Origin of the sequence: Corynebacterium sp., from assembly GCF_030532715.1 — a bacterium.
Classification (GTDB): domain Bacteria; phylum Actinomycetota; class Actinomycetes; order Mycobacteriales; family Mycobacteriaceae; genus Corynebacterium.
In genome coordinates this window covers 274273-297999 of record NZ_JAUNKO010000001.1, presented here as the reverse complement: position 1 = coordinate 297999, position 23727 = coordinate 274273, and the positions used below count along the sequence as shown (strand labels likewise).

The 23727-nt window shown below is 59.6% G+C and carries 20 protein-coding genes; 19 read left to right on the top strand and 1 reads right to left on the bottom strand.

Translation table 11 applies throughout. The annotated features are described in order from the left end of the window. The first annotated feature begins 2 nt into the window (after positions 1 to 2). From murC to Q4D83_RS01315, 18 genes are all read left to right on the top strand, one after another. Positions 3 to 1421 (top strand): UDP-N-acetylmuramate--L-alanine ligase, encoded by a 1419-nt coding sequence (gene murC / locus Q4D83_RS01400; RefSeq protein WP_303172314.1) that lies wholly within the window; start codon positions 3 to 5, stop codon positions 1419 to 1421. Then, positions 1418 to 2068 carry a cell division protein FtsQ/DivIB gene (locus Q4D83_RS01395; protein WP_303172312.1) on the top strand — a complete coding sequence of 217 codons (651 nt, stop codon included), beginning with the start codon at positions 1418 to 1420 and terminating at the stop codon, positions 2066 to 2068. Before murC ends, Q4D83_RS01395 begins: the two co-directional genes overlap by 4 nt. A 163-nt stretch (positions 2069 to 2231) precedes the next feature. After that, a complete protein-coding gene (ftsZ, locus tag Q4D83_RS01390; RefSeq protein WP_303172309.1) occupies positions 2232 to 3443 on the top strand; it encodes a cell division protein FtsZ in 1212 nt (403 codons plus the stop codon). Continuing rightward, the gene (gene pgeF, locus Q4D83_RS01385) at positions 3444 to 4163 is read left to right on the top strand and encodes a peptidoglycan editing factor PgeF (RefSeq protein WP_303172307.1); all 720 of its coding nucleotides are present in this window, start codon (positions 3444 to 3446) and stop codon (positions 4161 to 4163) included. Next, positions 4160 to 4864 (top strand): YggS family pyridoxal phosphate-dependent enzyme, encoded by a 705-nt coding sequence (locus Q4D83_RS01380; protein WP_303172305.1) that lies wholly within the window; start codon positions 4160 to 4162, stop codon positions 4862 to 4864. Before pgeF ends, Q4D83_RS01380 begins: the two co-directional genes overlap by 4 nt. A gap of 55 nt (positions 4865 to 4919) precedes the next feature. Further along, positions 4920 to 5333: a cell division protein SepF gene (locus tag Q4D83_RS01375; RefSeq protein WP_303172303.1), complete on the top strand. Its 414-nt coding sequence runs from the start codon at positions 4920 to 4922 to the stop codon at positions 5331 to 5333. Between the two features lie 81 nt (positions 5334 to 5414). Beyond that, on the top strand, positions 5415 to 5702 hold the full coding sequence (locus Q4D83_RS01370) for a YggT family protein (protein WP_303172302.1): 288 nt from the start codon (positions 5415 to 5417) through the stop codon (positions 5700 to 5702). Positions 5703 to 5956: 254 nt separating this feature from the next. Next, the gene (locus Q4D83_RS01365) at positions 5957 to 6820 is read left to right on the top strand and encodes a DivIVA domain-containing protein (protein WP_303172301.1); all 864 of its coding nucleotides are present in this window, start codon (positions 5957 to 5959) and stop codon (positions 6818 to 6820) included. Positions 6821 to 7259: 439 nt separating this feature from the next. Then, positions 7260 to 10397 (top strand): isoleucine--tRNA ligase, encoded by a 3138-nt coding sequence (gene ileS / locus Q4D83_RS01360; RefSeq protein ID WP_303172299.1) that lies wholly within the window; start codon positions 7260 to 7262, stop codon positions 10395 to 10397. Positions 10398 to 10541: 144 nt separating this feature from the next. Beyond that, entirely contained in the window at positions 10542 to 11702 is a 1161-nt protein-coding gene (locus tag Q4D83_RS01355; protein ID WP_303172298.1) for a hypothetical protein, read from the top strand. A gap of 51 nt (positions 11703 to 11753) precedes the next feature. Further along, a complete protein-coding gene (locus Q4D83_RS01350) occupies positions 11754 to 12596 on the top strand; it encodes a DMT family transporter (protein ID WP_303172296.1) in 843 nt (280 codons plus the stop codon). Between the two features lie 215 nt (positions 12597 to 12811). Then, positions 12812 to 13846 (top strand): glycosyltransferase family 4 protein, encoded by a 1035-nt coding sequence (locus tag Q4D83_RS01345; RefSeq protein ID WP_303172295.1) that lies wholly within the window; start codon positions 12812 to 12814, stop codon positions 13844 to 13846. Further along, complete coding sequence (locus Q4D83_RS01340) at positions 13843 to 14712, top strand: hypothetical protein (RefSeq protein ID WP_303172294.1); 870 nt, start codon at positions 13843 to 13845, stop codon at positions 14710 to 14712. The genes Q4D83_RS01345 and Q4D83_RS01340 overlap by 4 nt, the downstream gene beginning before the upstream one ends. Then, complete coding sequence (locus Q4D83_RS01335) at positions 14709 to 16190, top strand: hypothetical protein (protein WP_303172293.1); 1482 nt, start codon at positions 14709 to 14711, stop codon at positions 16188 to 16190. Before Q4D83_RS01340 ends, Q4D83_RS01335 begins: the two co-directional genes overlap by 4 nt. A gap of 6 nt (positions 16191 to 16196) precedes the next feature. Further along, complete coding sequence (locus Q4D83_RS01330; RefSeq protein WP_303172291.1) at positions 16197 to 17210, top strand: glycosyltransferase family 1 protein; 1014 nt, start codon at positions 16197 to 16199, stop codon at positions 17208 to 17210. A 9-nt stretch (positions 17211 to 17219) separates the two neighbouring features. Then, positions 17220 to 18299, top strand: coding sequence for a polysaccharide pyruvyl transferase family protein (locus tag Q4D83_RS01325; RefSeq protein ID WP_303172856.1), 1080 nt, complete (start codon positions 17220 to 17222; stop codon positions 18297 to 18299). Continuing rightward, positions 18254 to 19582: a hypothetical protein gene (locus tag Q4D83_RS01320; RefSeq protein ID WP_303172289.1), complete on the top strand. Its 1329-nt coding sequence runs from the start codon at positions 18254 to 18256 to the stop codon at positions 19580 to 19582. Before Q4D83_RS01325 ends, Q4D83_RS01320 begins: the two co-directional genes overlap by 46 nt. Further along, a complete protein-coding gene (locus Q4D83_RS01315; protein WP_303172287.1) occupies positions 19582 to 20418 on the top strand; it encodes a glycosyltransferase family 2 protein in 837 nt (278 codons plus the stop codon). Before Q4D83_RS01320 ends, Q4D83_RS01315 begins: the two co-directional genes overlap by 1 nt. Positions 20419 to 20479: 61 nt before the next feature. Here the strand turns inward: Q4D83_RS01315 and Q4D83_RS01310 are convergent, their stop codons facing one another. Then, positions 20480 to 21865, bottom strand: a complete 1386-nt coding sequence (locus Q4D83_RS01310) for a sugar transferase (RefSeq protein WP_303172286.1) — start codon at positions 21863 to 21865, stop codon at positions 20480 to 20482. A 475-nt stretch (positions 21866 to 22340) separates the two neighbouring features. On the opposite strand from Q4D83_RS01310, the gene Q4D83_RS01305 reads away from it, so the two are divergent. Beyond that, positions 22341 to 23702 (top strand): DNA polymerase IV, encoded by a 1362-nt coding sequence (locus Q4D83_RS01305; protein ID WP_303172285.1) that lies wholly within the window; start codon positions 22341 to 22343, stop codon positions 23700 to 23702. The last annotated feature ends 25 nt before the right edge of the window (positions 23703 to 23727 follow it).

The window sequence follows — 23727 nt, the reverse complement described above, 5'->3', positions numbered from 1 at the left end:
ATATGACTGATCTGTCTCGAGTCCACCTTATTGGTATTGGCGGTGCCGGCATGTCCGGGTTGGCCCGCATCTTGCTCGCCCGGGGAGCCACGGTCAGCGGCTCCGATGTCGCCGACTCGCATGCGGTGGCGGAACTGCGGGAACTTGGCGCGCACGTGGCGGTGGGGCACCGCGCGGAAAACCTGCGTATCGCGGGCGGGCAGCCGACCGCCGTGGTCACCTCCTTTGCGGCGATTCCGAAAGACAACCCCGAGCTCGTGGGTGCGGCCGAGGCCGGCATTCCGCTGCTGCGGCGTAGTGATCTGCTTGCAGAATTGATGGATGGCTACCAGCAGGTACTGATCGCAGGTACCCACGGCAAAACCTCTACCACGTCGATGGCGGTGGTAGCGCTGCAGGCGGCGGGGATGGATCCTAGCTTCGCCATTGGTGGCGAATTGACCACCGCGGGCACTAACGCCCACCATGGTTCGGGTGCGTGTTTCGTCGCGGAGGCCGACGAATCCGATGCCTCGCTGCTGCGGTACCAGCCGAGCGTGGCTGTGGTGACCAACATCGAGCCGGATCACCTGGATTTCTTCGGTACCGCGGACGCGTACTTTCAGGTATTCGACGATTTCGCCGACCGCATTGTGCCCGGTGGCACCCTCGTGGTGTGCGAGGATGACCCGCACGCCGCCGCGCTTGGTCGGCGTGCTCGCGAGCGTGGGCTGCGGGTGCGCAGCTACGGCACCACCCCGGGGTGCGACGCCCAGATCACCGACCTCCGCGCCACCAGCAGCGGCTCTTCCTTCCGCATTGAAGTAGGCGAGACCAGCGTGGATGTAGACGTTCAAATCCCTGGTGAGCACATGGCACGGAACGCTACCGGCGCGCTGCTCGCTGGTTGGTTGATGGGCGCGAACCTGGAGCATTTGGCCGCGGGCTTGCGCGAGTTTGGTGGGGTGCGTCGCCGCTTCGAGTACCTCGGCCGCGTGGACTCCGGTGCCTTTGCCGCTGTGCGTGTGTTCGATGATTATGCGCACCACCCCACCGAGGTTGCGGCCGTATTGAAAGCCGCGTGCGAAAAACTCGATTCGGAGCTTGCCGACGCCGCGCCTGGCGCCCAGCGCGGCCGAGTGCTCGCCATCTTCCAGCCGCACCTGTATTCCCGCACGATAGAGTTTCACAAGGAGTTCGCCGAGGCATTGTCGCTGGCGGACGAGGTGATCGTCATGGACATTTACGGTGCCCGCGAGCAACCCGTGGCCGGGGTGGACGGCCGACTCATCGCCGATGTGATCGGAGCGCACTATGTTTCTGAGTTTTCCGACGTGCCTGGGCGCGTGGCGGAGATCGCTCAGCCTGGCGACCTTGTGCTTACAATGGGGGCCGGAAGCGTGACCAAGCTCGGAACAGAAATTTTGAACCAACTCCAGTGAACCGCAAACTCATCTACGCGCTGACCGCAGTGATTGTAATTGTCGCTGCGGTTGTTGCTGTGTTTTTTACCCCATTGTTTACCGTCCAGAATTTTCAGGTGCAGGGGCAATCAAAAGTGAGCGTCGATGAGGTTGTAGAAGCCACAAACATTCGTGAAGGCGACATTCTAGCGAGCGTGGATGCCCACCGCGCTGCCAACGACGTGGCTCAACTGCCGTGGGTGGCCAAGGCGACCGTATCGCGGTCGTGGCCGGATACCATCGTGGTGGATGTCTCCGAACGTCAGGCCGTGTTGTACGTGCACCGCAAAGACGGGGATCACTTGGTGGATACCAGTGGGACCGCATTTTTGATCGATACGCCGCCAGACGGCTCCGTGGAGATTCGGGGCACGGATGAGGATGATCCGGAGCTCTTCGGAAAACTGAGCGATATTTTGGAAAACTTGGGGGAGGTGCGCGGCCAAGTCGAGGCGATTGAGGTGAAAGACCCCTATGACGTCGTGGTTTTGTTCGACGATGGCCGTGTGGTGGAGTGGGGCGCGCCCGAAAACAATGGCGATAAGGCCGTGGCCACCCGCATTGCATTGCAGCGCGAAGGGCAACGCTGGAACGTCAGTGACCCTATTCAAGTGACAATGAAGTAGCGTTTCCGCAGTTCAGAAACCTTAAAGTAGAGGTTTAATGTACCGACACGCCCCGAAATGTCCGCCAATTTTTGGCTATTTTCACTCATGATAAGTAGGTCCCTACATGGTTGTAGGAATGTCTAGCATTCATCAACGTACAAGAAAGGCGAGTCAACCTCATATGACCTCTCCGAACAATTACCTCGCCGTGATTAAGGTTGTCGGTGTCGGCGGTGGCGGCGCAAACGCTGTAAACCGCATGATCGAAGAGGGGTTGAAGGGCGTCGAATTTATCGCCGTCAATACGGACTCCCAAGCGCTGATGTTTTCTGATGCCGAGGTCAAACTGGATATCGGACGCGAGGCAACTCGCGGGCTAGGCGCGGGCGCCAATCCGGAAGTCGGCCGGGCGTCCGCCGAAGACCATAAGAGTGAAATCGAAGAAACGCTCCGCGGTGCTGACATGGTGTTCGTTACCGCAGGTGAGGGCGGCGGCACCGGCACCGGCGCCGCTCCCGTGGTGGCAAACATTGCCAAGAAGCTTGGTGCCCTGACCGTGGGCGTGGTGACCCGCCCGTTTAGCTTTGAGGGCAATCGGCGCGCCCGGCAGGCCGAGGAGGGAATCGAAGCGTTGCGCGAAGTGTGTGACACGCTCATCGTGATTCCCAATGACCGGCTGATGCAGCTCGGCGAGCCGAATATGTCGCTCGTAGATGCGTTCCGCAACGCGGACCAAGTGCTCCACGATGGTGTGCAAGGCATTACCAACCTGATCACCACCCCTGGTGTGATTAACGTAGACTTCGCCGACGTGCGCTCCGTGATGCAGGATGCGGGTTCCGCGCTGATGGGCATCGGTTCGGCACGTGGCGACGACCGCGCCCGCAACGCCGCCGAGCAAGCCGTGAACTCCCCGCTGCTGGAATCCACGATGGCCGGCGCGAAAGGCGTGCTGCTTTCCTTTGCGGGCGGTTCGGATCTGGGCCTGCAAGAAGTCAATGACGCTGCGCATTGCGTGAAGGAATTGGCAGACGACGACGTTAACCTGATTTTCGGCACTATTATCGACGACAACTTGGGTGATGAAGTCCGCGTGACCGTGATCGCAGCTGGGTTCGATCCGGCGACGAATGCTGGTACCGTGACTCACCTGAATAAGCGCGCCGAAAAGGCCAAGGAGCGCGAGCCGGAAAGCCCGACGCCTGCGCCCCGGGAATCGCTGTTCGCTGATGTGGAGGAGGAGCGCCACCAACCCACGCCGGCGCCGCGTACGTACGAGGCGCGTGCTGGGGAGGCCCGTAACAGGCTGCAGCACGGCGGCATGTTTACCGGCGGTAATGATTCCCGCAACAACGATGAAGATGACCTTGGCGTCCCGAGTTTCCTGCGGTAAATGGAACGTTTAGAGCATCGCCCCGTCCGCAAGGTGTTTACCACCCGAGCTGGCGGGGTTTCCCGTGCGCCATACCATTCCTTCAATCTGGGCGACCACGTGGGCGATGACCCGCAAGCTGTGGCCGCCAATCGCTCGCGGCTCGCTCGGGCGGTGGGATTGCCGGAGGAAAACATTGTGTGGATGGAACAGCTGCATACTAATAACGTCCGCGTGGTGACTGGTCCCGTCGATCACCCTGTGGAGGCCACCGATGCGCTGGTGACCACGCAGCGTGGTTTGGCGCTCGCGGTGCTCACTGCGGATTGTGTGCCGGTGCTGCTGTCCGATACTGAAGCTGGTGTGGTTGCAGCCGTGCACGCTGGCAGAATCGGAGCGCGTAACGGGATCGTGCCAAAAACGATATCCCAGATGGCTGAGTTGGGTGCCAACCCGCACCATATTCACGCGCTGTTGGGAGCGGCCGCGTCTGGTCGCCATTACGAAGTGCCGCAAGCAATGGCCGATGATGTGGAATCGAAGCTTCCCGGGTCCCGCACCGTCACCGAGCGCGGGACGTGTGGCTTGGATGTTCGAGCGGGGATTGTGCGCCAGCTACTTAGCTTGGGGGTTCGCGCAATCGACGCGGATCCAAGGTGCACAATAGAAGAGGAATCAATGTTTTCGTATCGTCGTGATGGTGTTACGGGCCGTCAGGCCGGTTTGGTGTGGCTCCAATGACGCTGCGCGATACGCGCCGCGCCGAATTACATGCGAATCTGCAACAAATTTGGGGACGAATTTCACGTGCGGCGAAGGCGGCGGGAAGGGACGCGAGCGACATTCAACTGCTGCCCGTAACTAAGTATCACCCAATCGAAGATATCGAGCTGTTGTTCGAGTTGGGTATTCGGGAGGTGGGGGAGAATCGGGATCAAGAGGCCCGGCAAAAAGCAAACTTGCTCACCGATATGAGTTTTCATATGATCGGCCAAGTGCAAACCAAGAAGGCGAACTCGGTGGCGCGCTGGGCGCATACTGTGCAATCGGTGGATTCGCTCAAGCTTGCCCAAGCGCTCAATAAAGGCGCTGGTCTCGCGCTTGAAACCGGTAAACGCGAGGGGCTGCTGAGGTGCATGGTGCAAATGAGTATGGATGGTAATCCCGAGCGTGGTGGGGCGGTAGAGGCGGATGTTGAGCCGCTTGCAGAATGGATTTCCGAGGCTGAATATTTGGAACTAGTCGGACTTATGTGCGTTTTGCCGGTAGGCGATCAAACGTTTGAATGTGCACAACGCATGGTAGGCAAATTACGTGCTTGTTATGGAGATTCTCTGGATTTTAGTGCCGGAATGTCTCAAGACTTAGAACAAGCAGTTTGCGCGGGTTCGACAATCGTGCGTGTCGGAACCGGCATCTTGGGGTCGCGCGATTTACCGTAGGACAAGCAAATGTCGCACAACGTAATGTTGCACAACGGAAAAGGATAACGACGCTATGTCGCAGTTTCAGAAGTTCAAGGAGTTTTTCGGCCTCGATGCCCCGCCGGAGGACACTTATTACGAGGATGATTACGCGGTGGATCCGCGCAGCGGCGCCGCGTACAAACCTGCGGAAACCTACTCTTACCGCGAAACTGTATCGCGCTCCTACTCCCCGAATGTCGTGTATGTGCGTACACAGACGTTTGATGATTGCACTGCTGTGGCCGAACCGTTCCGTGATGGGGACGCGGTTGTGTTCGATATGAGCGGCGCTGCCAGTGGCATTCCCCGCCGAATCGTCGATTTTGCTTCCGGTTTGTGTTTCGCGCTGCGTGGCACCATGCGTCAGTTGGATGGTCGAGTGTTTGCGATTATCCCCGAGGGTGCTTCGGTAAGCACCATCGAGTTGGAACGAGCAATCCGGTAGAATTTTCGTACCTTTTTCCGTCAGGGTCACCACGTAGCTCACTGTTCGTGGTGATCCTCTTTTTGCATTAGGCTCGGTGTCGTGAACTACCTTGTTTTAACGCTGTCGCTGATCATTGAGATCTTCATTTTCCTGCTGATAGCGCGCATTTTGATCGAGATGATCCAATCCTTCTCGCGTAACTTCCGGCCGCCGCGCTGGTTTGTGATGATAGCGGAACCAATTTTCGTGATTACGGACCCTCCGGTGAAGGCCTTGCGCCGAGTGATTCCACCCGTACGTATGGGTTCCGTCGCATTAGACGTTTCGGTATTGGTGCTGTTTTTTGGCCTTCAAATGATTCAGCTCCTCCTGAGCAGCGCTTATTAAAATTATTCGGGGGGATTTTTTGGGGGTAAATCACGTCAGTAGCGTGCGTGTCAGCCACTATCTTGTGCACCATCTTTGCGGGTTTCAGTTGTCAATCGCGTGCATTCAGGGAACAATGAGCTATGTAATGCAGTGCGCAAGGGTTTCAATTGGGTTACACTTGCGACTATCTGAACAAGGCGCTTTAGGGTCCCCCCTGAAGCTAAAGGGCCCTTATTTCGGGGCTTTGAATCGACACGCGAAGGGAACCGTCCATGCTGCTGACTCCAGCTGAAGTGCACAACGTGGCTTTCAGCAAGCCGCCGATTGGAAAGCGTGGCTATAACGAGGACGAGGTCGACCAGTTCCTCGATCTGGTGGAAGACACCCTCGGCCAGCTTCACGAAGAGAACCAAGATCTGCGCCAGCAGGTCGACGAACTCCGCGCAGAGCTCGCCCAGGGAGGTGGCCCCGCCCCTATTGCCGCCGTTCCCCAAGTGGACGAAGCCGCGATCCGCCAGCGCATTCGCGCCGACCTCGAGTCTGAACTGCGTGCCGAATACGAAGCTAAACAGGCGAAATGGGTCGAGGAACACAAGCCTCAAGAGACTTCTGCGGATACCAACCTGCAGGCCGCCCGCGTCCTGGGCTTGGCGCAGGAAATGGCAGATCGTCTTACCAGTGACGCGCGAGCAGAATCCCACAATATGTTGGAGACTGCACGTGCAGAAGCTGAGCGTACCGTTGCGCAGGCCAATGTTGCCTCTGAGCGTACGATCGCGCGCGCGAATAGTGAAGCTTCAACAAAGGTCACTGAGGCCACTGAGAAGTCCGAGGCGATGCTTGCGAAGGCAAAGCAAGACTCTACGGCAATGATCCTTGAGGCTACTGAGCGAGCTGAACTTCAGATTCGCCAGGCTGAGGATAAGGCAAATGCCTTGCAGGCAGATGCTGAGCGTAAACACACTGAGATTATGGCCACCGTGAAGAAGCAGCAGTCCGCATTGGAAGGCCGCATCGCGGAACTTCGTACCTTCGAACGCGAGTACCGTACTCGCCTGAAGACGTACCTTGAAAGCCAACTTGAAGAGTTGTCCACGCGAGGCACCGCAGCCCCGCACGGTGCTGACGACAATTAGCCTGAAGTGATTGGGCCCTCCAGCAATTGCTGTGGGGCCTTTTCGTGCGAAAGGAAAACGGAGTGCTTATAGCAGCAGTGCTAGTTGCACTGGTGGCGCTGGTTCTGCTGGTTATCGCAGTCCAAGCCGAGTCTGACATCTGGTCGTACCTCCTGATTGTGGTCGCAGGAATAGGTCTTGTCCTGTGGGTTTGGGATGTCATTCGCTCGAGGCGTTAAGCTAGAGACCACAACCGCAACGATCCGGCAATCACCGGGGAGCTTTCGGAAGAACGGTGCATGTGTTTAGCGCGTGTGCTCAGTAGAACCGAACGGGTGGGACCGTGACAGACCCTTCAACGAAGAGGAATGCGTCATGCATTCAAGCCGGGTGGTACCGCGCGCCCTGTTGGTGCGTCCCAGCATCAAGTTATGAAAACTTTGTGCAAGGAGACAGTCAAATGGCAGTTGGCGGCGTGTATCCCCGCGTCGATCTCACGGGGAATTCCACTCGTTTTCCGGACATGGAACAGCGTGTCCTCGAGTACTGGGAGGAAGATAAAACCTTCCAGGCGTCCATTGATGCACGCGATGGTGCCGAAGAATTTGTGTTCTATGACGGTCCGCCGTTCGCGAACGGCCTGCCGCATTATGGCCATCTGCTTACCGGTTATGTGAAAGACATCATCCCCCGTTACCAGACCATGCGCGGCAAGAAAGTCGCTCGTGTGTTCGGTTGGGATTGTCACGGTTTGCCCGCCGAACTCGAAGCTGAAAAACAGCTCGGCATCACCGATAAAGGGCAAATCCAAGCCATGGGCTTGGAAAAGTTCAACGAGTTCTGCGCCAAGTCCGTTCTCGAATACACCGAGGAGTGGAAGAACTACGTCACCCGCCAAGCCCGTTGGGTCGACTTCGACAACGGCTACAAAACCATGGACTTGGGTTTCATGGAATCTGTCATGTGGGCGTTTCAAACCCTCTACAATAAAGGCCTGATTTACCAGGGATTTCGGGTGTTGCCGTACTCGTGGGCGGAGCACACGCCGCTGTCGAACCAGGAAACCCGACTCGATGATTCTTATAAGATGCGCCAAGATCCGGCGTTGACGGTCACCATGCCGATCATTGCCGGAAAGGCTGAGTTTGTGGGCGCCAACGCACTGGCGTGGACGACCACGCCGTGGACGCTGCCGTCGAACTTGGCGCTGGCCGTCAACCCTGAGGTTTCGTACGTTCTCGTCGAGGCGGGCGTCGGCGCCGTATCCGAATTTGTTGGCGAACGCTTCCTGCTTGCCGAGAATCTCGTCGGCGGTTACGCCAAGGAGCTCGGGGAGTATACGGTGCTGTCTACGCACACCGGCGCCGAACTGGTCGGCCTCGAATACGAACCTGTGTTTGGTTACTTCCGTGATCATGCGAATGCATTCCGGATCATCGCCGCCGACTACGTCACCACCGAAGACGGCACCGGTATCGTCCATCAAGCTCCCGCCTTTGGTGAAGACGATATGAATACCTGCCTGATCGAGGGCATCGAGCTGGTCATCCCCGTCGACATGGACGGGAAGTTCACCTCCTTGGTGCCGGATTATGAAGGCATGCTCGTCTTCGACGCCAACAAGCACATCATCCGTGACCTCAAAGCGGCTGGTCGGGTGCTGCGCCATGAAACCATTGAGCACTCCTACCCGCACTCGTGGCGTTCCGGCGAGCCGCTGATCTACATGGCGTTGCCGTCGTGGTTTGTCGCCGTGACTAAGTTCCGGGATCGCATGGTGAAGCTCAACCATGAGCAGATCGAGTGGATGCCGGCGCATATGCGCGACGGGCAGTTTGGCAAGTGGCTGGAAGGTGCTCGCGACTGGAACATTTCCCGCAATCGCTACTGGGGTTCTCCGATTCCGGTGTGGGTGTCTGATTCGGAGGAGTATCCGCGCGTGGATGTGTACGGCTCGCTCGACGAGCTGGAGCGGGATTTCGGTGTGCGGCCGACGTCCTTGCATCGCCCGTACATTGATGAGCTGGTGCGCCCCAATCCGGACGACCCGACCGGCAATTCCATGATGCGGCGCGTGCCGGAGGTGCTGGACTGCTGGTTCGAATCGGGCTCTATGCCGTTTGCGCAAAAGCACTATCCGTTTGCAAACAAGGACTGGTTTGACACTCACAACCAGGCGGACTTCATCGTGGAGTACTCCGGTCAATCCCGCGGCTGGTTCTACACCATGCACGTGCTGGCCACCGCGCTGTTCGATTGTCCTTCCTATAAGAAGGTTGTCGCACACGGTATCGTCCTCGGCGACGACGGGCTCAAGATGTCCAAGTCGAAGGGCAACTACCCGAATGTCAATGATGTGTTCGAACGCGACGGTTCGGATGCGATGCGTTGGTTCCTCATGTCCAGCCCGATTTTGCGTGGCGGCAACCTCATCGTCACCGAGCAGGGCATTCGGGAAGGTGTGCGTCAGGCGCTGCTGCCGATGTGGAACGCCTACACGTTCCTGCAGCTGTATTCCTCCCGCCCGGCGACCTGGTCCACGGAATCCACCAACGTGCTCGACCGGTACATTCTGGCCAAGGTGCACAACCTTGTTGCCGCCTGCCAGCAGGCTCTCGACGCCGCCGATATCGCCCGCGCGTGCGACGAGGTGCGGTGGTTCTGCGACGCGCTAACCAATTGGTTTGTGCGCCGCTCCCGCGATCGGTTCTGGGCTGGCGATGAGGAGCACCCCGAGGCGTTTGACACCTTGTACACGGTGCTGGAGACCCTCACGCGCGTGTCCGCGCCGCTATTGCCTATGGTCAGCGAAGTGATTTGGCGTGGCCTTACCGGCGGGCGTTCGGTTCACCTGGTGGATTTCCCCAAGGCGGAGGATTTCCCAGCCGATGATGACCTAGTGCGCACGATGGATGAGGTCCGCAGCGTTTGTTCCGCAGCGTCGTCGATACGCAAGGCGAACAAATTGCGCAATCGGCTGCCGTTGCTGAAGTTGACGGTGGCGCTGCCGTCGTCCGCGCGACTGGAGCCGTTTGTGGGCATCATCCAAGACGAGGTGAACGTCAAACAAGTGGTTCTCACTGACGATGTGGATGCGATCGGCCACTTTGAAGTGGTGGTCAACGCCCGCGCCGCCGGACCGCGCTTGGGCAAGGACGTCCAGCGGGTTATTCGTGCGGTGAAAGCCGGTGAGTATCAGCGTGTGGGCGACACCGTCATCGCTGATGGAATCGAATTGCGCGAAGGGGAGTTCACGGAGCGCCTCGTCGTGGCGGACCCGGAATGCACCGCGCAGATCGAAGGTGTGGACGGGCTCGTGTTGCTCGACCGGAATGTCACCGAACAGCTGGAGGCGGAAGGTTGGGCGGCGGACGTGATCCGCGGCGTGCAGGACGCCCGCAAGCAGTCCGGCTTTGAGGTTTCTGACCGGATCAAACTCGCCCTCGCCGTTCCCGCGGATAAGGTCGAGTGGGCGCAGCGGCACCGGGAGTTTATTGCTGGCGAGGTGCTCGCGACGTCGCTAAGCATTAGCGATGTGCCCGCCGGTGGCTTCGATATCGTTGAAGGGGTTACCGCGACGCTGGAGAAGCTCACCTAACACCAGCGGTACGTGGCGTTACACCCCGCAGGCGTTGTGAGGCGCGGCGGGGTGTTTGCGTTGCTGGGGGTAGCGGTTGCGCCACAGTTCCGCCGTGGGCGGGTAGTTTGGGGGACGGCACGGACAGATAAAAGGGGAGCTTGCATGGCGCACTTTGAATTGACGGGCGAAACTTGTGAATACCGTGGGCGGACGCTGCGCCGCATTCGCGCACTGAAGTTTCTGCGGCATTGCGGCGTGTTGCCGGGCGTGCTTGGCGGCTGGGTGGAGCAACACGAAAACCTTGCCGACGACGCGTGGGTTGCCGACGACGCCAAGGTGTACGGGGAGGCCTCGATCACTGACGAAGCCGTGGTGTGTGGCACTGCCGAAGTGTACGAACACGCTCAAGTGCGCAACCGCTCGAAAGTTTCCGGGCAGGCCAAGATTTACGGCAATGCCATGGTGTCCGGGGATGTCACCGACAATGCTCAGGTGTTTGGCAATGCCACGGTGTGGCGTGCCGGGCCGGGGCCGTGCCTGATCGCCGGCGACGCCCGCGTGTTCGAAAACGCCCGCGTGTTCGGGCAAAGCTGGGTGGGCGACCACGCTCGTTTGTTCGGGTGTGCCTCCGTGCAGGCCAAGGCGCGCGTCGGCGGGATGGCAGGCGTTTTTGAAAACGCCACGGTTGCCGATCAGGCTTGGGTGTCTGGCCAATCCCAAGTGTTCGGCAATGCGCAGCTCGCCGGTCAATGTTGGGTGCATGAAGACGGGCAGGTTTTTGAAAACTCCCGCGTGTTTGGTCAGGCCCAGGTGCTCGGGCGGGCGCGCGTGTACGGCCACGCTTGGGTGTCCGGTCTCGCCGCCGTGGAGGGCGATGCCCAAGTGTTTGGCTATGCGCAGCTGTTGGGCAAGGCGCATGTGTGCGACGGCAGGCAGAGTGGCACGGCCCGCGTGGGGGAGGATTTCGACTTGGATATTCCCGATGCGCTCACCATCGAGGAGTTGGACGCCCGCGCCGGCCAGGAGTTTACCGATGGTGTGTTCGTCTTTGACTCGGCTCGGCAGTGCTTCGTTGGCGGGTTCGAGTCGACGTTCTATTTTGATCACGTCGGTCCCAACACGTATCGCGAGGTGTTGCGCTATTGTGAGGGCCGCGAGGTGGAGCCTGAACCCGGTACAGAAATGTACTTCACGGGCTCTCCGCGCCAACTCAAGGCCGCCGTGCTGGCGCGCCACACGCACGCCGCCGGGTTTTTGGGCTACCCGGTGGTGTTTGATAAAAAATTCGTCACGCTGTTTGTTGGCGATCTCGAAGTGCCCTAGTGGCGTTGGCCGCTTGGGGTGCCATCAGGTGCGGCCTTACACTGGGGTGCTATGTGGGAACGATGTGCAGCACCAGCGCTCATGGTGGCCGCTGGGCTGTCGATGTATGCGGGCGCCGCACTAGCCGTCGGTTTGTTCGATGTGCTTCCGCCGACGCTGGTGGCGTGGTTGCGTATCGCCGCCGCCGGTGTGTTGCTGCTCGTGTTGCGCCGCCCCCGCCCTGGTGAATTTCTCGGCCGCCCCGGCGCAATCGCCGCCGTGTTCGGGGTGGTGACGCTGGGTATGAACATGTCCTTTTATCAAGCCATCGCCACGCTGCCGTTGGGCACCGCGGTGGCAATTGAGTTTTTGGGGCCCATCGCTGTCGCCGCTTGGGGGAGCCGCAGCATTCGGGATTGGTGTGCGCTCTTGCTCGCTGGCGGGGGCGTGTCGGTGCTGTCGGGGGTACAGTGGTCAGCCAGTGCGGCAGGGGTCGTGTTCGCATTGTTAGCCGCCGCGCTGTGGGCCCTTTATATTGTCGTGGGCGCGCGGGTGGCAAAAACTCGTTCTAAGAATAGTTTGGCGGTGAGCTTTTGTTGGGCTGCCGTCCTTGCCATCCCTCTTGCGATCCTGTTGTGGCCCGCAGGTGCGGACGGTGGGGTAGGTATGCCCACCTGGCAGCTGCTCGCCCTCGCCGCCGGACTCGGGTTGCTCAGTGCGGTAATCCCGTACAGCCTCGACCAAGTGATCCTGCGCATCACCAGCCCAGACTATTTTGCGGTGCTGTTGGCCCTGCTGCCCCTCACGGCGGCGTTGCTTGGTGCTGTGGTGCTTGGCCAGGTGCTGAGTTTCGCCGAAATGCTGGGCATTACTGCGGTGGTTGCTGCGGTGGTGCTGCGGCAACAGCGTCGCTAGGGCTTGGCGGGGCGTCGAAACTCGCACGCGGGGGAAGTTCGCGGGTGTGAATCTATCAGTTGTCTGCTGCACAATTATTGGTTGGTGGCGCATTTACGCGTGTGGCGTTTTCACATTCGGATAAGCATCTATTAGATTTTCTTTATGTCCTCATTTAGTTCTGCTATGTACTATTGCCCGCAACGTTGCACGTGGCGGTGAGGTGAAAGGAAACTATGCGGGTTTTACACGTGGCGGAATGCCTCACCGGAGGCGTTCTCACCGCCCTGGAAGGCTACGTGAAGGCGACGCCCCAGCTTGAGCATATCGTGTTAGGCAACGCCAGGCGCGAACCCAAGCTCGCCGTCCGCGGCGTCACAGGGTGTGCGCAATTTATCGAAATGCCTACCCGGCACGCCGGCGCGGTCGCCGCAATAGCCCGCCACGTGCGGCAGCTGCGGCCTGATGTGGTGCACGCGCACTCCTCGTTTGCTGGGATGTATGCCCGCCTCGGGTTGCTCGGCTCGCAGACGCCCGTGGTGTACACCCCACACGCGATTTCCTATTGCAGGCCGGATTTTTCCCGGCCCAAACGCACTGTTCTGCACGCCGCGGAACGGCTGTTATCCGCACGCACGTCGGTGTTTGCGGCGTGCTCCGTGCACGAATCCGAACTGTTGGCGCAGCTGAACGCCCGCGTGCCAAACGTCACCGTGCCGAACGCGTTGCCGCCGGACCATGTGGCACGAACGTGGCAGTGGCAGGGGTCCGCGCGCAAGGTTGTGGGAATGGTCGGCCGCATCAACGATTATCGGGACCCCGAGCGGTTTTTAAACATTGTGGGTCGCATCCGACGCCAGCGCGCCGACGTTGAATTCGAGTGGATTGGCGATGGCGACACGCATTGGGTGGAGCGATTGCGCGCGGCAAACGTGCATGTCACCGGGTGGTTAAGCGCGGAGGAATTGCAGCGGCGCATCTCCGAGCTTTCCGTACTGGTGTACACCTCACTGTGGGATGGGTTCCCCATGGTGATCCTGGAGGCGATTACCGCCCGCGTTCCCACCATCGTCGCCGACATTGGCCCCCTGCGGGAGTGCCCATTGCCCGCGCGTTTCGACGACGCGGACCAAGCCGCCGCGAAAGCGCTCGACCAGCTGGATGCGAACGAGCCATTGGCCTGGTACTGGGACCCCGTGATCGAAGCACACTCATTTGAGCAGCAGCAGCAGGCGCTGCTGCGCGCCTACGACCTTGCGATGGCCTCATGAATACCACCGAATCAGTAGCGCAACAGCAACGAGACTCCGACGCCCCCAACGACACCGAGCCGTCGCGCGAGCCGCACATTGTGCCCGGGCCGGAGGTGGTGCCCGGGCCGCCGGTGTCGCCGAAGCCCGAAGCGAAGCAGCGCGTGCAGACCCTGCGCCGCCAGTTGGGTCGCGCTTTGGATCCCGCGAAGGTCCGGCCTTGGTTGGTTGCGGCGCGCGCCCGTGGCGCCGCATTCCAGCAATGGTATCGCGAAAATTTTCGAGGTTCGCGGCGGGAGCGGATCGTGCTTCGGCTGGTGGCCTGGATGTGCATCCCCGTGTTCGCGCTGACCGGCTGGGAGGCCGGCCAAGCGTACACCAGCACCCGCGACCTCACCTATGTGGTGGATACGAAAATCCTGGTCACAAACCCGCGCATCGAGGATCCGGATGAGCATCAGCGCCTCATTGCGCTGGGTAAAACCCGCGACGATACCGTGTTTTTGGGCGCCGCGATGCGCACGGAGGATTTCCACCGTCTGTTAGTGGGTGTCTCCGGTGTTGCTGACGACTCGTTCGAGATTACCGGCAATGCCACCCGCGCCGCCCGCACCATCAACGTGCGGGTGACCTCCAGTGACCCAAAGGTTACGTCCCTGGTAGCGGTGCATTCTTTTGGGGCGTTGCAGCAATACCTTGATCAGCACCGTGGTTCCGTGTACCTGGATACAGCGGTGCAGTCGACCCAACCGGAGGGCATTAGCGCCTACTACGCCGGGGTGGGCGCGGACTGGCCGGTTGCCGGCACCATTCTTGGCATGATGGCGGGCTTTACCGTGGTGGTGCTTACGGCTCGCTTGCCGCGGCGTCGAAAGGTTGCGCCTTGATCAACCCGTTCCACGCAGCCCGCGTATCGACGCCCGCCCCTGCCGCAAGCGCGAACCCGGCCCCGCCGCGTATCCAGTTCCCATGGTGGGCAAACCCCACGGTGCTGATGCTGCTGAGCTTGAGCGTGGTGGCGTATGTGGTGATGTTTGTTGGCCCGCGCCAATACGAGCGGTGGAAAACAGCCCAGCATGTTATGCCCGCCGATGGGCCGATCGTGCTGGGCATTATCGTCGCCGCACTGTGCGGTGTGCTGATAGCTTGGCGGGTGCGCATGCGGCCCGTGGCGGAGACCAACTTTTTGGAGTACACGCAGCGGTTTTTGCAGACCCGTCTGGCGGCGATGTTCCTGTACGGATTCTTTGCCCTTACTGTCGTGGGCTACGCCTTGTGGATCTTCTTCGCGGCGCGCAACGGCCTTTCCTTTGACACCGTGCTGAATGTGTTGCAGGGCGACCCTGGGGCGATCAGTGAGCTGAAACGGCAGGCGCAGCCCACCGCCGGACTCACCACGTTTACCCAGTGCGGCACCATTGTCGCGGTGCTGGGCGTGGCCCGTTCCCGGCTCGCCGGTCGCCCCGCCCGGCTGTTGGTCGGCGTGGTGATTGCCCTGTCCTTGCTGCGGTTTTTGTTCTATGCCGAACGCATTGCCTTTTTGGAGGTGGTGGTGCCAGCGGTGATCCTCATGGTCGCGCTGGTGCCGGCGCGGGTGCGGTGGCCTCGCGCCCGAACTGCCGCCATCCGCCTGTTTCCCGTGGTGTCGGTGGTGCTTATTTTCGGGTTGTTTGCGCTTGGCGAATACTTCCGCTCTTGGGCCTTCGTCCGCCAAGATACCGATCAAACATTCTTCGGCTATATTTTTAGCCGGTTTCTGTCCTACTACGCCACCGCCACCAATAACGGTGCCCTATACGGGCGCATTGCAAATGAGAAAAACATTCAGCACACGGCGTTCTATTCCTTTTACAATTTCCCGGGCGAACCGTTCGGCGTGGACACCGTGGATGGCACCCCGTTTGACCAGTGGTGGGCGATGCAGCTGGAAACCTCCGCGAACCCATCGCTGACCAATATCGGCACCGTGTTTCCACTGGTCGGGGAGCTTTCCCTGGTGACGATGTTGCTGGTGTTTTTCGTGGTGGCGTTTATTACCACGCTGCTGTTTCGCCAGGCGCGGCGCGGGCACCTGCTTTCGTTGCTCACGGTGCCGATTTTGTGTTTTGCGTTTTTGGAATTGCCGCGAATTTCGTACCTCACCTTGGGTCGCGTCGTGCCGATGGCCTTGGGATTGTTGGCGATCTGGTTCGCATACGACCTCTGGCGCGCATGGACCCTCCAGACCGGTCAGGCGACCGAACTCAGTGACGCGAGTGCGCCGCAGGATTCGCCTCGTGAGGCTGCGGAGCAGGAGCGCCATCATCAGCTTCCGCAGGGACACCGGTACCACGTCGCAATGAAACAGTATTACGAACTTACCTAGGAACCAATGAAAAAAGTCTTTTACCCAGGGCGCATTCTCACGCGCAACGTTGGTGGCAATACGACCTACACGCGCGCCATTGCCAAGGGCGTGCAAGATTACGGTTGGCAGGTGGAAACCTTGCCGTACCATTCGAACGCGGGAATCACCGCGCTGCTGGAGCAGCGTTCGGCGATTGCGCGCCGGAAGCCGGGGGAGTTGGTGCACTATAGTGCGGACACGGGTCCGCTGCTTCCGGTGCGGCGGCCGTCGCTGGTGACGGTTCATGGGGTAGCGAGCGCGGTGGCGCAAGGGGTACGTAACCCAGTGCAGGAGGCGACCTGGCGGACTCGAGTACGCGCCGCGATCCGCTGCACAGATGCGCTCATTACCGTCTCCGAATCCAGTGGCGAAACCCTCCAAGAGGTGTTCGGTTTGTCGCCGGCGGATATCCACGTGATTCCGCACGGCATCGACGTCGAACTGTTTTCCTCACCCGCGACCGGCAGTGACGAATTGTTGGCGAAATTGCCTGACGAATACCTGTTGTATTTGGGCAACGTGGAGCCCCGCAAAAACCTCAGCGAGCTTGTCGAAGCCGTCGACAGGCTCGGCATTCCACTGGTGGTGGCCGGCCGTGCTGCTTGGAACGCGGAACCCATCGAGCAACGCATCGCAGCGAGCCCCAATACGATCCGCCTCGGCTTCGTCTCCGACAGCGATCGCGTCTATTTGTTGCAGCATTGTCGAGCGTTTATCTTCCCCAGCCTCTATGAAGGATTCGGCTTCCCAGTGCTGGAGGCCATGGCCGCGGGTGCGCCGGTGCTGGCCACGCGACGCGGGTCGTTGCGGGATGTTGCTGGACCTGCCGCCGAAATTATGGACGTGGATTCCGCCGCGATCGAGGATGCCCTCCAACGATGGTTTTTCGACGACGCGTGGTTGCGCGACGTCGTACCCCAAGGCATGCAATGGGCCGCGCAATTTAGCTGGGAGAACAGCGTGGCGGCACATCACCGTTTATACGAGGAGTTGATCTAAGCCGTGACTATGAAAGTGTTGGTGCTGCACGCCTATAGCGCCGAAAACCGCGGCGACGGCCTACTTGTCGACCGTTCGGTGGCGTTGTTGCGCGAAGCGTTCGGCGAGGATGTGCAGCTGGAATTGGTGGCATCGTATCCCGAAAGCTTCGCTTACCTCGGCATACCTACCTACTGTGCCAAACCCAGCAAGCGCGGCTGGTCCCGCGAATACTTGCGGGTGTTGCGTAACGCTAACTCCTATGACCTCATTGTGGGCGTCGGCGGGGGTTGCTTGCGCGCTGGACACCCCGTGGAGATGGCCAAGACGTTATTGGTGATGGGCCCGCAGATCCTGGCGGCTGGGCTGTCACGCACCCCGAGTGTGTATCTGCCGCAGAGTATCGGCCCGTTCCGGTGCGGCTCGTTACCGCTGTTCCGTTTCCTGGTGCGCCGCATCACCCGCTACATGCTTCGCGACGACCGTTCGATGGCGGAAACCAAACTTCCTAACTGCATACGCTTCCCAGACCTTGCGTTAAGCTCCCCGGAGTTCACCCGCGCCGTCACAAAGTACCTGGACAACGATGTTGACGATACCGTGGTGTTGACTGCCCGAGCCGTCCGTGGAACCCTGCCGCACGGGGTTCGCGAATTGTATGCGCGGTTGCAGCAGCGCAACATCCCAGTGGTCGGTTTCATCCAAAGCGCAGTTGGCGGCAACAACGATGTGGCGGTGCAACGCTCCCTGACTCGCGGGGCGGAAATAACCTCCGAAGAATATTTGCGGGTGGGGGATCGATACCCCGCACGTGTGGTGGTTGCGGTTCGCCTCCACGCCGCATTGATGGCGCTGCAAGCTGGCCACTATGTGATTCACCTGGCGTACGAGCGGAAAGGCTTTTCCGCCTTCGAGGACGTGGGATTGTCCCCCTGGGTGCACAACGTCAACTCGTTCGACCCCGAGCAGGTGCTCGCCCAGGTGGAGACATTGCTGCATGATGAACAAGCCCGCGCCGAGTACCGCAGCAACGTGCGTGCCAGCTGCGCGCGGCTGGACGCTAAGTGGCAGGACATGATCGAAATCCTACGGGCAAGCGCGAACCATTGATGCGCAAGTCCACCATGCCGCCCGCCGCCGCGCGCCCGCGCCGCATCAAGCATCGAATCACCCGGGTGTTTTCTGTGGGTAACGCGGCGGCAGGGCTCGCAGCGCAGGTGTTCAGCAGCCTCACCACCTTCGCTGTTGTGATCCTTACCGCGCGGTACCTCGAGCTTAGCGTGCACGGCCACTTTGTGTTTGGTGTGGCATTATGTCAGATCGTGCTCAGTCTGGTGCGCGCATTGTGCGGCGAGACCATCGTGGTGCTTTCCACCCGCGGTGAGGTGAGCAAAAAGATGTTTGATGCCACTGTGAGTGCCGCGGTCTTAGCCACTGCGCTCGGCGCGGTCGCCTGTTTGCTCACCGCCGTAGCGTGGTCGGAATATCGCAGCATCCTGCTGGCCACCGCGGCAGTCTGCCTGCCTGTGTGCGTGCTTGACGTGCTGCGCTATTGCGTCATTTCCATGAAACGCAGCTCGTTGCTGCTTGGCAACGATGCGACCGTGTTTATCCTCACCATCCTCAGCTTCATAGTCTGCGGCAGGTACACGAATTCGCCGGTGGTGTTCTTGCTGGCATGGGGGTTGGCCTGCGGGATCTGCGCCGGGGTGTTGGTGTTGCGGTTGGGTATCCGCGGCGTCGACATGCGGGAAACGTGGTCGTGGTTGCGCGCAAACTTCTCCCGCAGCTCGGCGTTTGTGGCGGAAGCGGCGTTGGGTGCGGTCGCGGGCGTGTCCGTGCTGGCGGTGATGGCGTTGGTCACCGATAGCGAACAAATTTCCATCTTCCGTACAGCGCTGACCATCATGGGCATTACAGCGCTGATAAATAACTTTATGCGAAGCACCATGCTGCGGGAGCTCTCCCCAGAGCTCCTCGGAAATCGGCGAACGCTCATGCGGGTATTCGTACTGATGGTTGCAACTGTGTCCCTCGTGGTGATCGCGTTCGGCGTGTGCATTTGGGTCGCTCCGACATGGCTCACTGTGGCGGTATTCGGCGCAAATTTCCTCGCAATTCTCCCGGTGCTCGTGCCGACGATTGCGCATCGAGTAGCGGGTAGCTGCTCCACCATCCCCACCATTTTCCTGCGGGCGCAGGGGGTGACCTGGGCGGCCACGCGGCTGCGCATCATCGTAGTGGTGCTGGGCATAATCATCGGCCCGCTCGGCGCATACTTGTTTGGTGCGTGGGGTGCATTGGTCGGGGAAACCATCACTTACATGCTGCTGTTTATTGGGCTCAGTGTGCTCGTGTGGGGCACGGCGCGCAAGCAGGGAAGGAACCGTTGATGCAAACCTATGGCGTGGTGATAGCCACACTAGGAATCCGCAAAAATTTGCCAATTATTTTGGAGTCGTTGGCGTCGTTGGAGTTTCCGCCACACGCGGTGGCCGTCAACGACCAATCCACCGACGATGAAGTTGCACGAGTGTGCGAACAATTCCAAGGTCGCTTTCCGATCCTGCGGCGCACGCAGCGCCGCGAGCCGCGAGGAGTTTCCGCAGCCCGCAACGGGGCAATCGAGGCGATCCTGGATGAGGTGGATTGGATAGCCACCCTGGACGATGACTCCGTGATCGTCGACCCCCCAATTGGGCGGATCGAGGAATTTGGGGACGCCAGCGTGATTGCGGGAAGCTACCGGAGCACCCGGATCGTCGACCACGCGCCAATGCGCTTCACCATTGGCTACCGTACCGCCTGGACACATACCGTGGAGTCCGCCACTATGTACCGCGCGGACGCCCTGCGCCAAGTAGGGTTGTTCGACGAAACCTTAGGCACAGGTGGGTATACCCCGTGGCAGGCCGGCGAGGGCACCGACCTTATCTTTCGCTGCATGACCATTGGGCCCGCCATCTACGACCCAGAGTATGTGGTCGCTCCGGCGGTGAGTGATTTTTCATCCTTCCCTATTTCCAAGCATCGCCGCTATGCCCGCGGCACCGGTCGTGTGTTGCGGCGATGGTGTCCCGTGCCCCAGCAAGTGCAGGCCCTGATCGGGCCGCTTGCGAGGGCAGCGAAATACTTGGTGCAAGGTAAGTGGTATAACACGAAGCTTCACCTCAACATCTTCATTGGAAGAGTTGAAGGAATCCTCGGACGTACCTGGGGTTCGACCTAATCCATAACCATCGGTGGGCGGGGGTTGCCCGCCCACCGGCGTTCTCTCTGTGCGTGGCCTATTAGTAGGCGCCCTCCGGCTTCAGTACGGCCTTGACGGTGGCGAACAGGATGCGCATGTCCAGTCCGAATGACCAATTGTCTACGTAATACAAATCGAGTGCTTGGGCGAGTTGCGGGCTGAGGTTACTCCGCCCGCTGACTTGCCATAGCCCGGTAATGCCTGGAGGTACTTCGAGGCGCATAAACATGTCTGCGTCGTATTCGTCGACTTCGCGCTGTACCTGTGGCCGAGGGCCGACGAGGCTCATCGTGCCGTTCAGGCTGTTGAACAATTGTGGCAGCTCATCGATACTATATTTGCGAATAAATCTACCCACCTTGGTGACCCGCGGATCGTCTTTCATTTTAAAGAGCAGCGAGGAACCACCAGTCTGTGCAATCAGTTCCTGAATTTTATCTTCCGCGTGTAAACACATGCTGCGGAATTTCCACACGTAGTAGGGTTGGCCTTTGCGTCCGATGCGTTCACTTTTATACAGGATCGGGCCGCCATCCTCGAGCTTAATTGCCAAGGCAGTCACTATCATCACGGGGGAAGCAAGTAATAAGCAGGCTACCGAACATACGATGTCAAATGCCCGCTTTGGCCAGCCGTTGGCAGCGTAGATACGTGGTTGATCAATGGACAATACGGTCCGTGGGCCAATATGAATGGGGTGCAGTCGCGTTTCCGCCACATCTTCAATCATCGGCTCCACGTACAGTTGCGTGTTTAGGGAGCGGAGATTCCACGCGAGGCGGCGAAGCTTTTTATGCCCAAAGTCTGATACGGAAGCCACCCAAACGGTGTTGCATTGAAATTGTTTCGCCGTCTGGGCAATGTCCACGTTGGACACGTAGGACACTACGTGGCATTCCTCAATGTGGTGAAGTAGGCGCTCGTTTTCGGGATCCATGAGGGACACTGCCGCCACCTGGTGGTAAGGAAAGCGCACCTTAAAGTCGGTTCCGAGCACGTCAAGGATGTCTTGGGTGCGGCCCACGAAGAGGACGCGGGAGGGTTGTTCGCGCCAGGAGCGCCGCAAATACACGGACGCAAACACGCGAGCACAGACCATAAAACTCATGCCAATGCTGAGCGATATAAGCAGGTAATTGTGGATAAATCCGATACCGAACAAAGCACTTACAATTGCAAATCCGCCCGCAACGAACAATGATGACGTAATCACAATCTTGAACCCCGCGGCACATTGCTGTTGGGCGTAGGTTCTATATCCTCCACGCAACCAAATCGCCGTTATCCATGTGCCGGCAACAAGGCTGGTAATGGTTATCTCCTGTATGCCAAAGCTAGTTATTGGATTGGCCGGTGTGTGCCAATTGCCTAACGCGATGCTTATGGCAATGGATAAGCTAACGGCGGCGATGTCGATGCCGACCATGATGCATCGTGGTTTTGCGTGACTCTCGGCGACTGATCCGGATTCGGATCTCGTCTTTTTTATTTTGTAATCGGTAAGGGTCATAGCTTTCGACGATTGGTTAGGGAGGTTATATTGACCTCGAGCTAGCGGGCTTCAGGAAAATTACAGGGAAGTACTCTGAATATGATTAGTAGAAAGCAACTTTTCCCAAGCGTCAAGCATTTTATTACGTTTCGCTATAACTCACATTAGATTATAAGATAGCTCTCAGGTTCGCTAAAGTTTTACACTATGTAATTTCAGCATTTCTACCCCCTAACCCCCCTTCCGTAGGGGGTTGAACGAAACCGTTTTTTCGCTTCTGTACAGGCTCGTTCCTGTTGCGTTACACTCTCGCAGAAAAGTGTCTATTGGGTTAAATTATTGTTATCAGCGTTTGTGAAGAAACACAGCAACGGCGGTCCGCCCCAAGGAGGTGAATTATCCTAGGGGCATGCAGCGTTGGGTACTCCACATCGACATGGATGCGTTTTTCGCTTCCGTGGAGCAGCTCACCCGGCCGACGCTGCGGGGGCGCCCAGTGCTGGTCGGCGGCTTTTCCGGCAGGGGCGTGGTGGCCGGCGCATCGTATGAGGCGCGGGCGTTTGGCGCGAAGTCGGCCATGCCCATGCAGCGGGCGCGCATGATGGTGGGTTTTCGTGCGGTGGTGGTCCTGCCACGCTTCGCGGTGTACAGCGCCGCATCCAAGCGCGTGTTTGATCTCGTGCGGGACCGTGCCACGAATATGGAACAGCTGGGCATCGACGAAGCATTTTTAGAGCCGCCAGCGCTAATCGGCGCCTCACCCGACGAGGTGAAAGTGTGGGCGAATGAGCTGCGGGCGGAGATCCGCGAAGTCACCGGGCTGCCCAGTTCCATCGGCGCGGGTTCGGGGAAACAGTACGCGAAAATAGGTTCGGGCATGGCCAAGCCCGATGGGGTGTGCGTGATTCCGACCGCTGAACAGGAGCGCATCTTAGGGCCGTTGCCAGTGCGAAAGTTGTGGGGCATCGGCCCGGTTGCTGAGGCAAAACTCCAGCGAATAGGCGTGCGAACCATTCGCGAGTTTGCGGCGCTCCCAAGCAAGGATGTTGAACTTCTGCTTGGTTCGATCGGGCGCTCATTATGGGAGTTGGCGCGGGGTCGTGACGATCGCCCGCTGGCGCCGCGTGCGGAGGCAAAGCAGGTATCCAGTGAGCACACGTATCCTGCGGACCTCACCACCCGAATCGCCGTGGAACGTGCCATCGATCGCGCCGCAGATGGGGCGCTGCGCAGGCTGGCTCACGACGGTCGCGGGGCACGCACCGTCACCGTCAAACTCCGGATGGCCGACTTCCATACGGAAAGCCGTTCGACGTCGCTACCGTACGCGTCTGACGACGCCGCAGTATTGCGCAACGCCGCGAAAACCCTCTTGCGTTCCCCCGATGAAGTCGGTCCGATTCGGTTGGTCGGCGTTTCCTTTTCAAACCTGGAACCGGTGTACCAAGACCTGTTGTTCCCAGATCTCGCGCCAGTGCTCAACGTTGACAACGATTGGGAAGTTGGCGTCCGCAGCGAAGCTTCCCCCGTGGTTGACGTGGAGGTGGAGGAGCCATCCACGTGGTTTGCCACCCAGGACGTCTACCACCCCGACTTCGGCCACGGTTGGGTGCAGGGCGCGGGGCACGGCGTGGTATCCGTCCGGTTCGAAACCCGCACGACGAAAACTGGCACCACCCGTAGCTTCGCCATTGATGATCCCAGGCTGCAGCCCGCCGACCCGTTGGACAGTTTGGAATGGGCCGACTGGCTCGCTGAGAACATTGAGTAACCGTGCCCTCGGCTGCTGAGTTCAG

Bases quoted from the DNA above. Each gene is read 5' to 3' on its own strand.
- murC (WP_303172314.1), top strand. From the start codon at position 3: ATGACTGATCTGTCTCGAGTCCACCTTATTGGTATTGGCGGTGCCGGC.
- ftsZ (WP_303172309.1), top strand. From the start codon at position 2,232: ATGACCTCTCCGAACAATTACCTCGCCGTGATTAAGGTTGTCGGTGTC.
- pgeF (WP_303172307.1), top strand. From the start codon at position 3,444: ATGGAACGTTTAGAGCATCGCCCCGTCCGCAAGGTGTTTACCACCCGA.
- Q4D83_RS01380 (WP_303172305.1), top strand. From the start codon at position 4,160: ATGACGCTGCGCGATACGCGCCGCGCCGAATTACATGCGAATCTGCAA.
- Q4D83_RS01375 (WP_303172303.1), top strand. From the start codon at position 4,920: ATGTCGCAGTTTCAGAAGTTCAAGGAGTTTTTCGGCCTCGATGCCCCG.
- Q4D83_RS01365 (WP_303172301.1), top strand. From the start codon at position 5,957: ATGCTGCTGACTCCAGCTGAAGTGCACAACGTGGCTTTCAGCAAGCCG.
- ileS (WP_303172299.1), top strand. From the start codon at position 7,260: ATGGCAGTTGGCGGCGTGTATCCCCGCGTCGATCTCACGGGGAATTCC.
- Q4D83_RS01355 (WP_303172298.1), top strand. From the start codon at position 10,542: ATGGCGCACTTTGAATTGACGGGCGAAACTTGTGAATACCGTGGGCGG.
- Q4D83_RS01350 (WP_303172296.1), top strand. From the start codon at position 11,754: ATGTGGGAACGATGTGCAGCACCAGCGCTCATGGTGGCCGCTGGGCTG.
- Q4D83_RS01345 (WP_303172295.1), top strand. From the start codon at position 12,812: ATGCGGGTTTTACACGTGGCGGAATGCCTCACCGGAGGCGTTCTCACC.
- Q4D83_RS01340 (WP_303172294.1), top strand. From the start codon at position 13,843: ATGAATACCACCGAATCAGTAGCGCAACAGCAACGAGACTCCGACGCC.
- Q4D83_RS01330 (WP_303172291.1), top strand. From the start codon at position 16,197: ATGAAAAAAGTCTTTTACCCAGGGCGCATTCTCACGCGCAACGTTGGT.
- Q4D83_RS01325 (WP_303172856.1), top strand. From the start codon at position 17,220: ATGAAAGTGTTGGTGCTGCACGCCTATAGCGCCGAAAACCGCGGCGAC.
- Q4D83_RS01315 (WP_303172287.1), top strand. From the start codon at position 19,582: ATGCAAACCTATGGCGTGGTGATAGCCACACTAGGAATCCGCAAAAAT.
- Q4D83_RS01310 (WP_303172286.1), bottom strand. From the start codon at position 21,865: ATGGTCGGCATCGACATCGCCGCCGTTAGCTTATCCATTGCCATAAGC.
- Q4D83_RS01305 (WP_303172285.1), top strand. From the start codon at position 22,341: ATGCAGCGTTGGGTACTCCACATCGACATGGATGCGTTTTTCGCTTCC.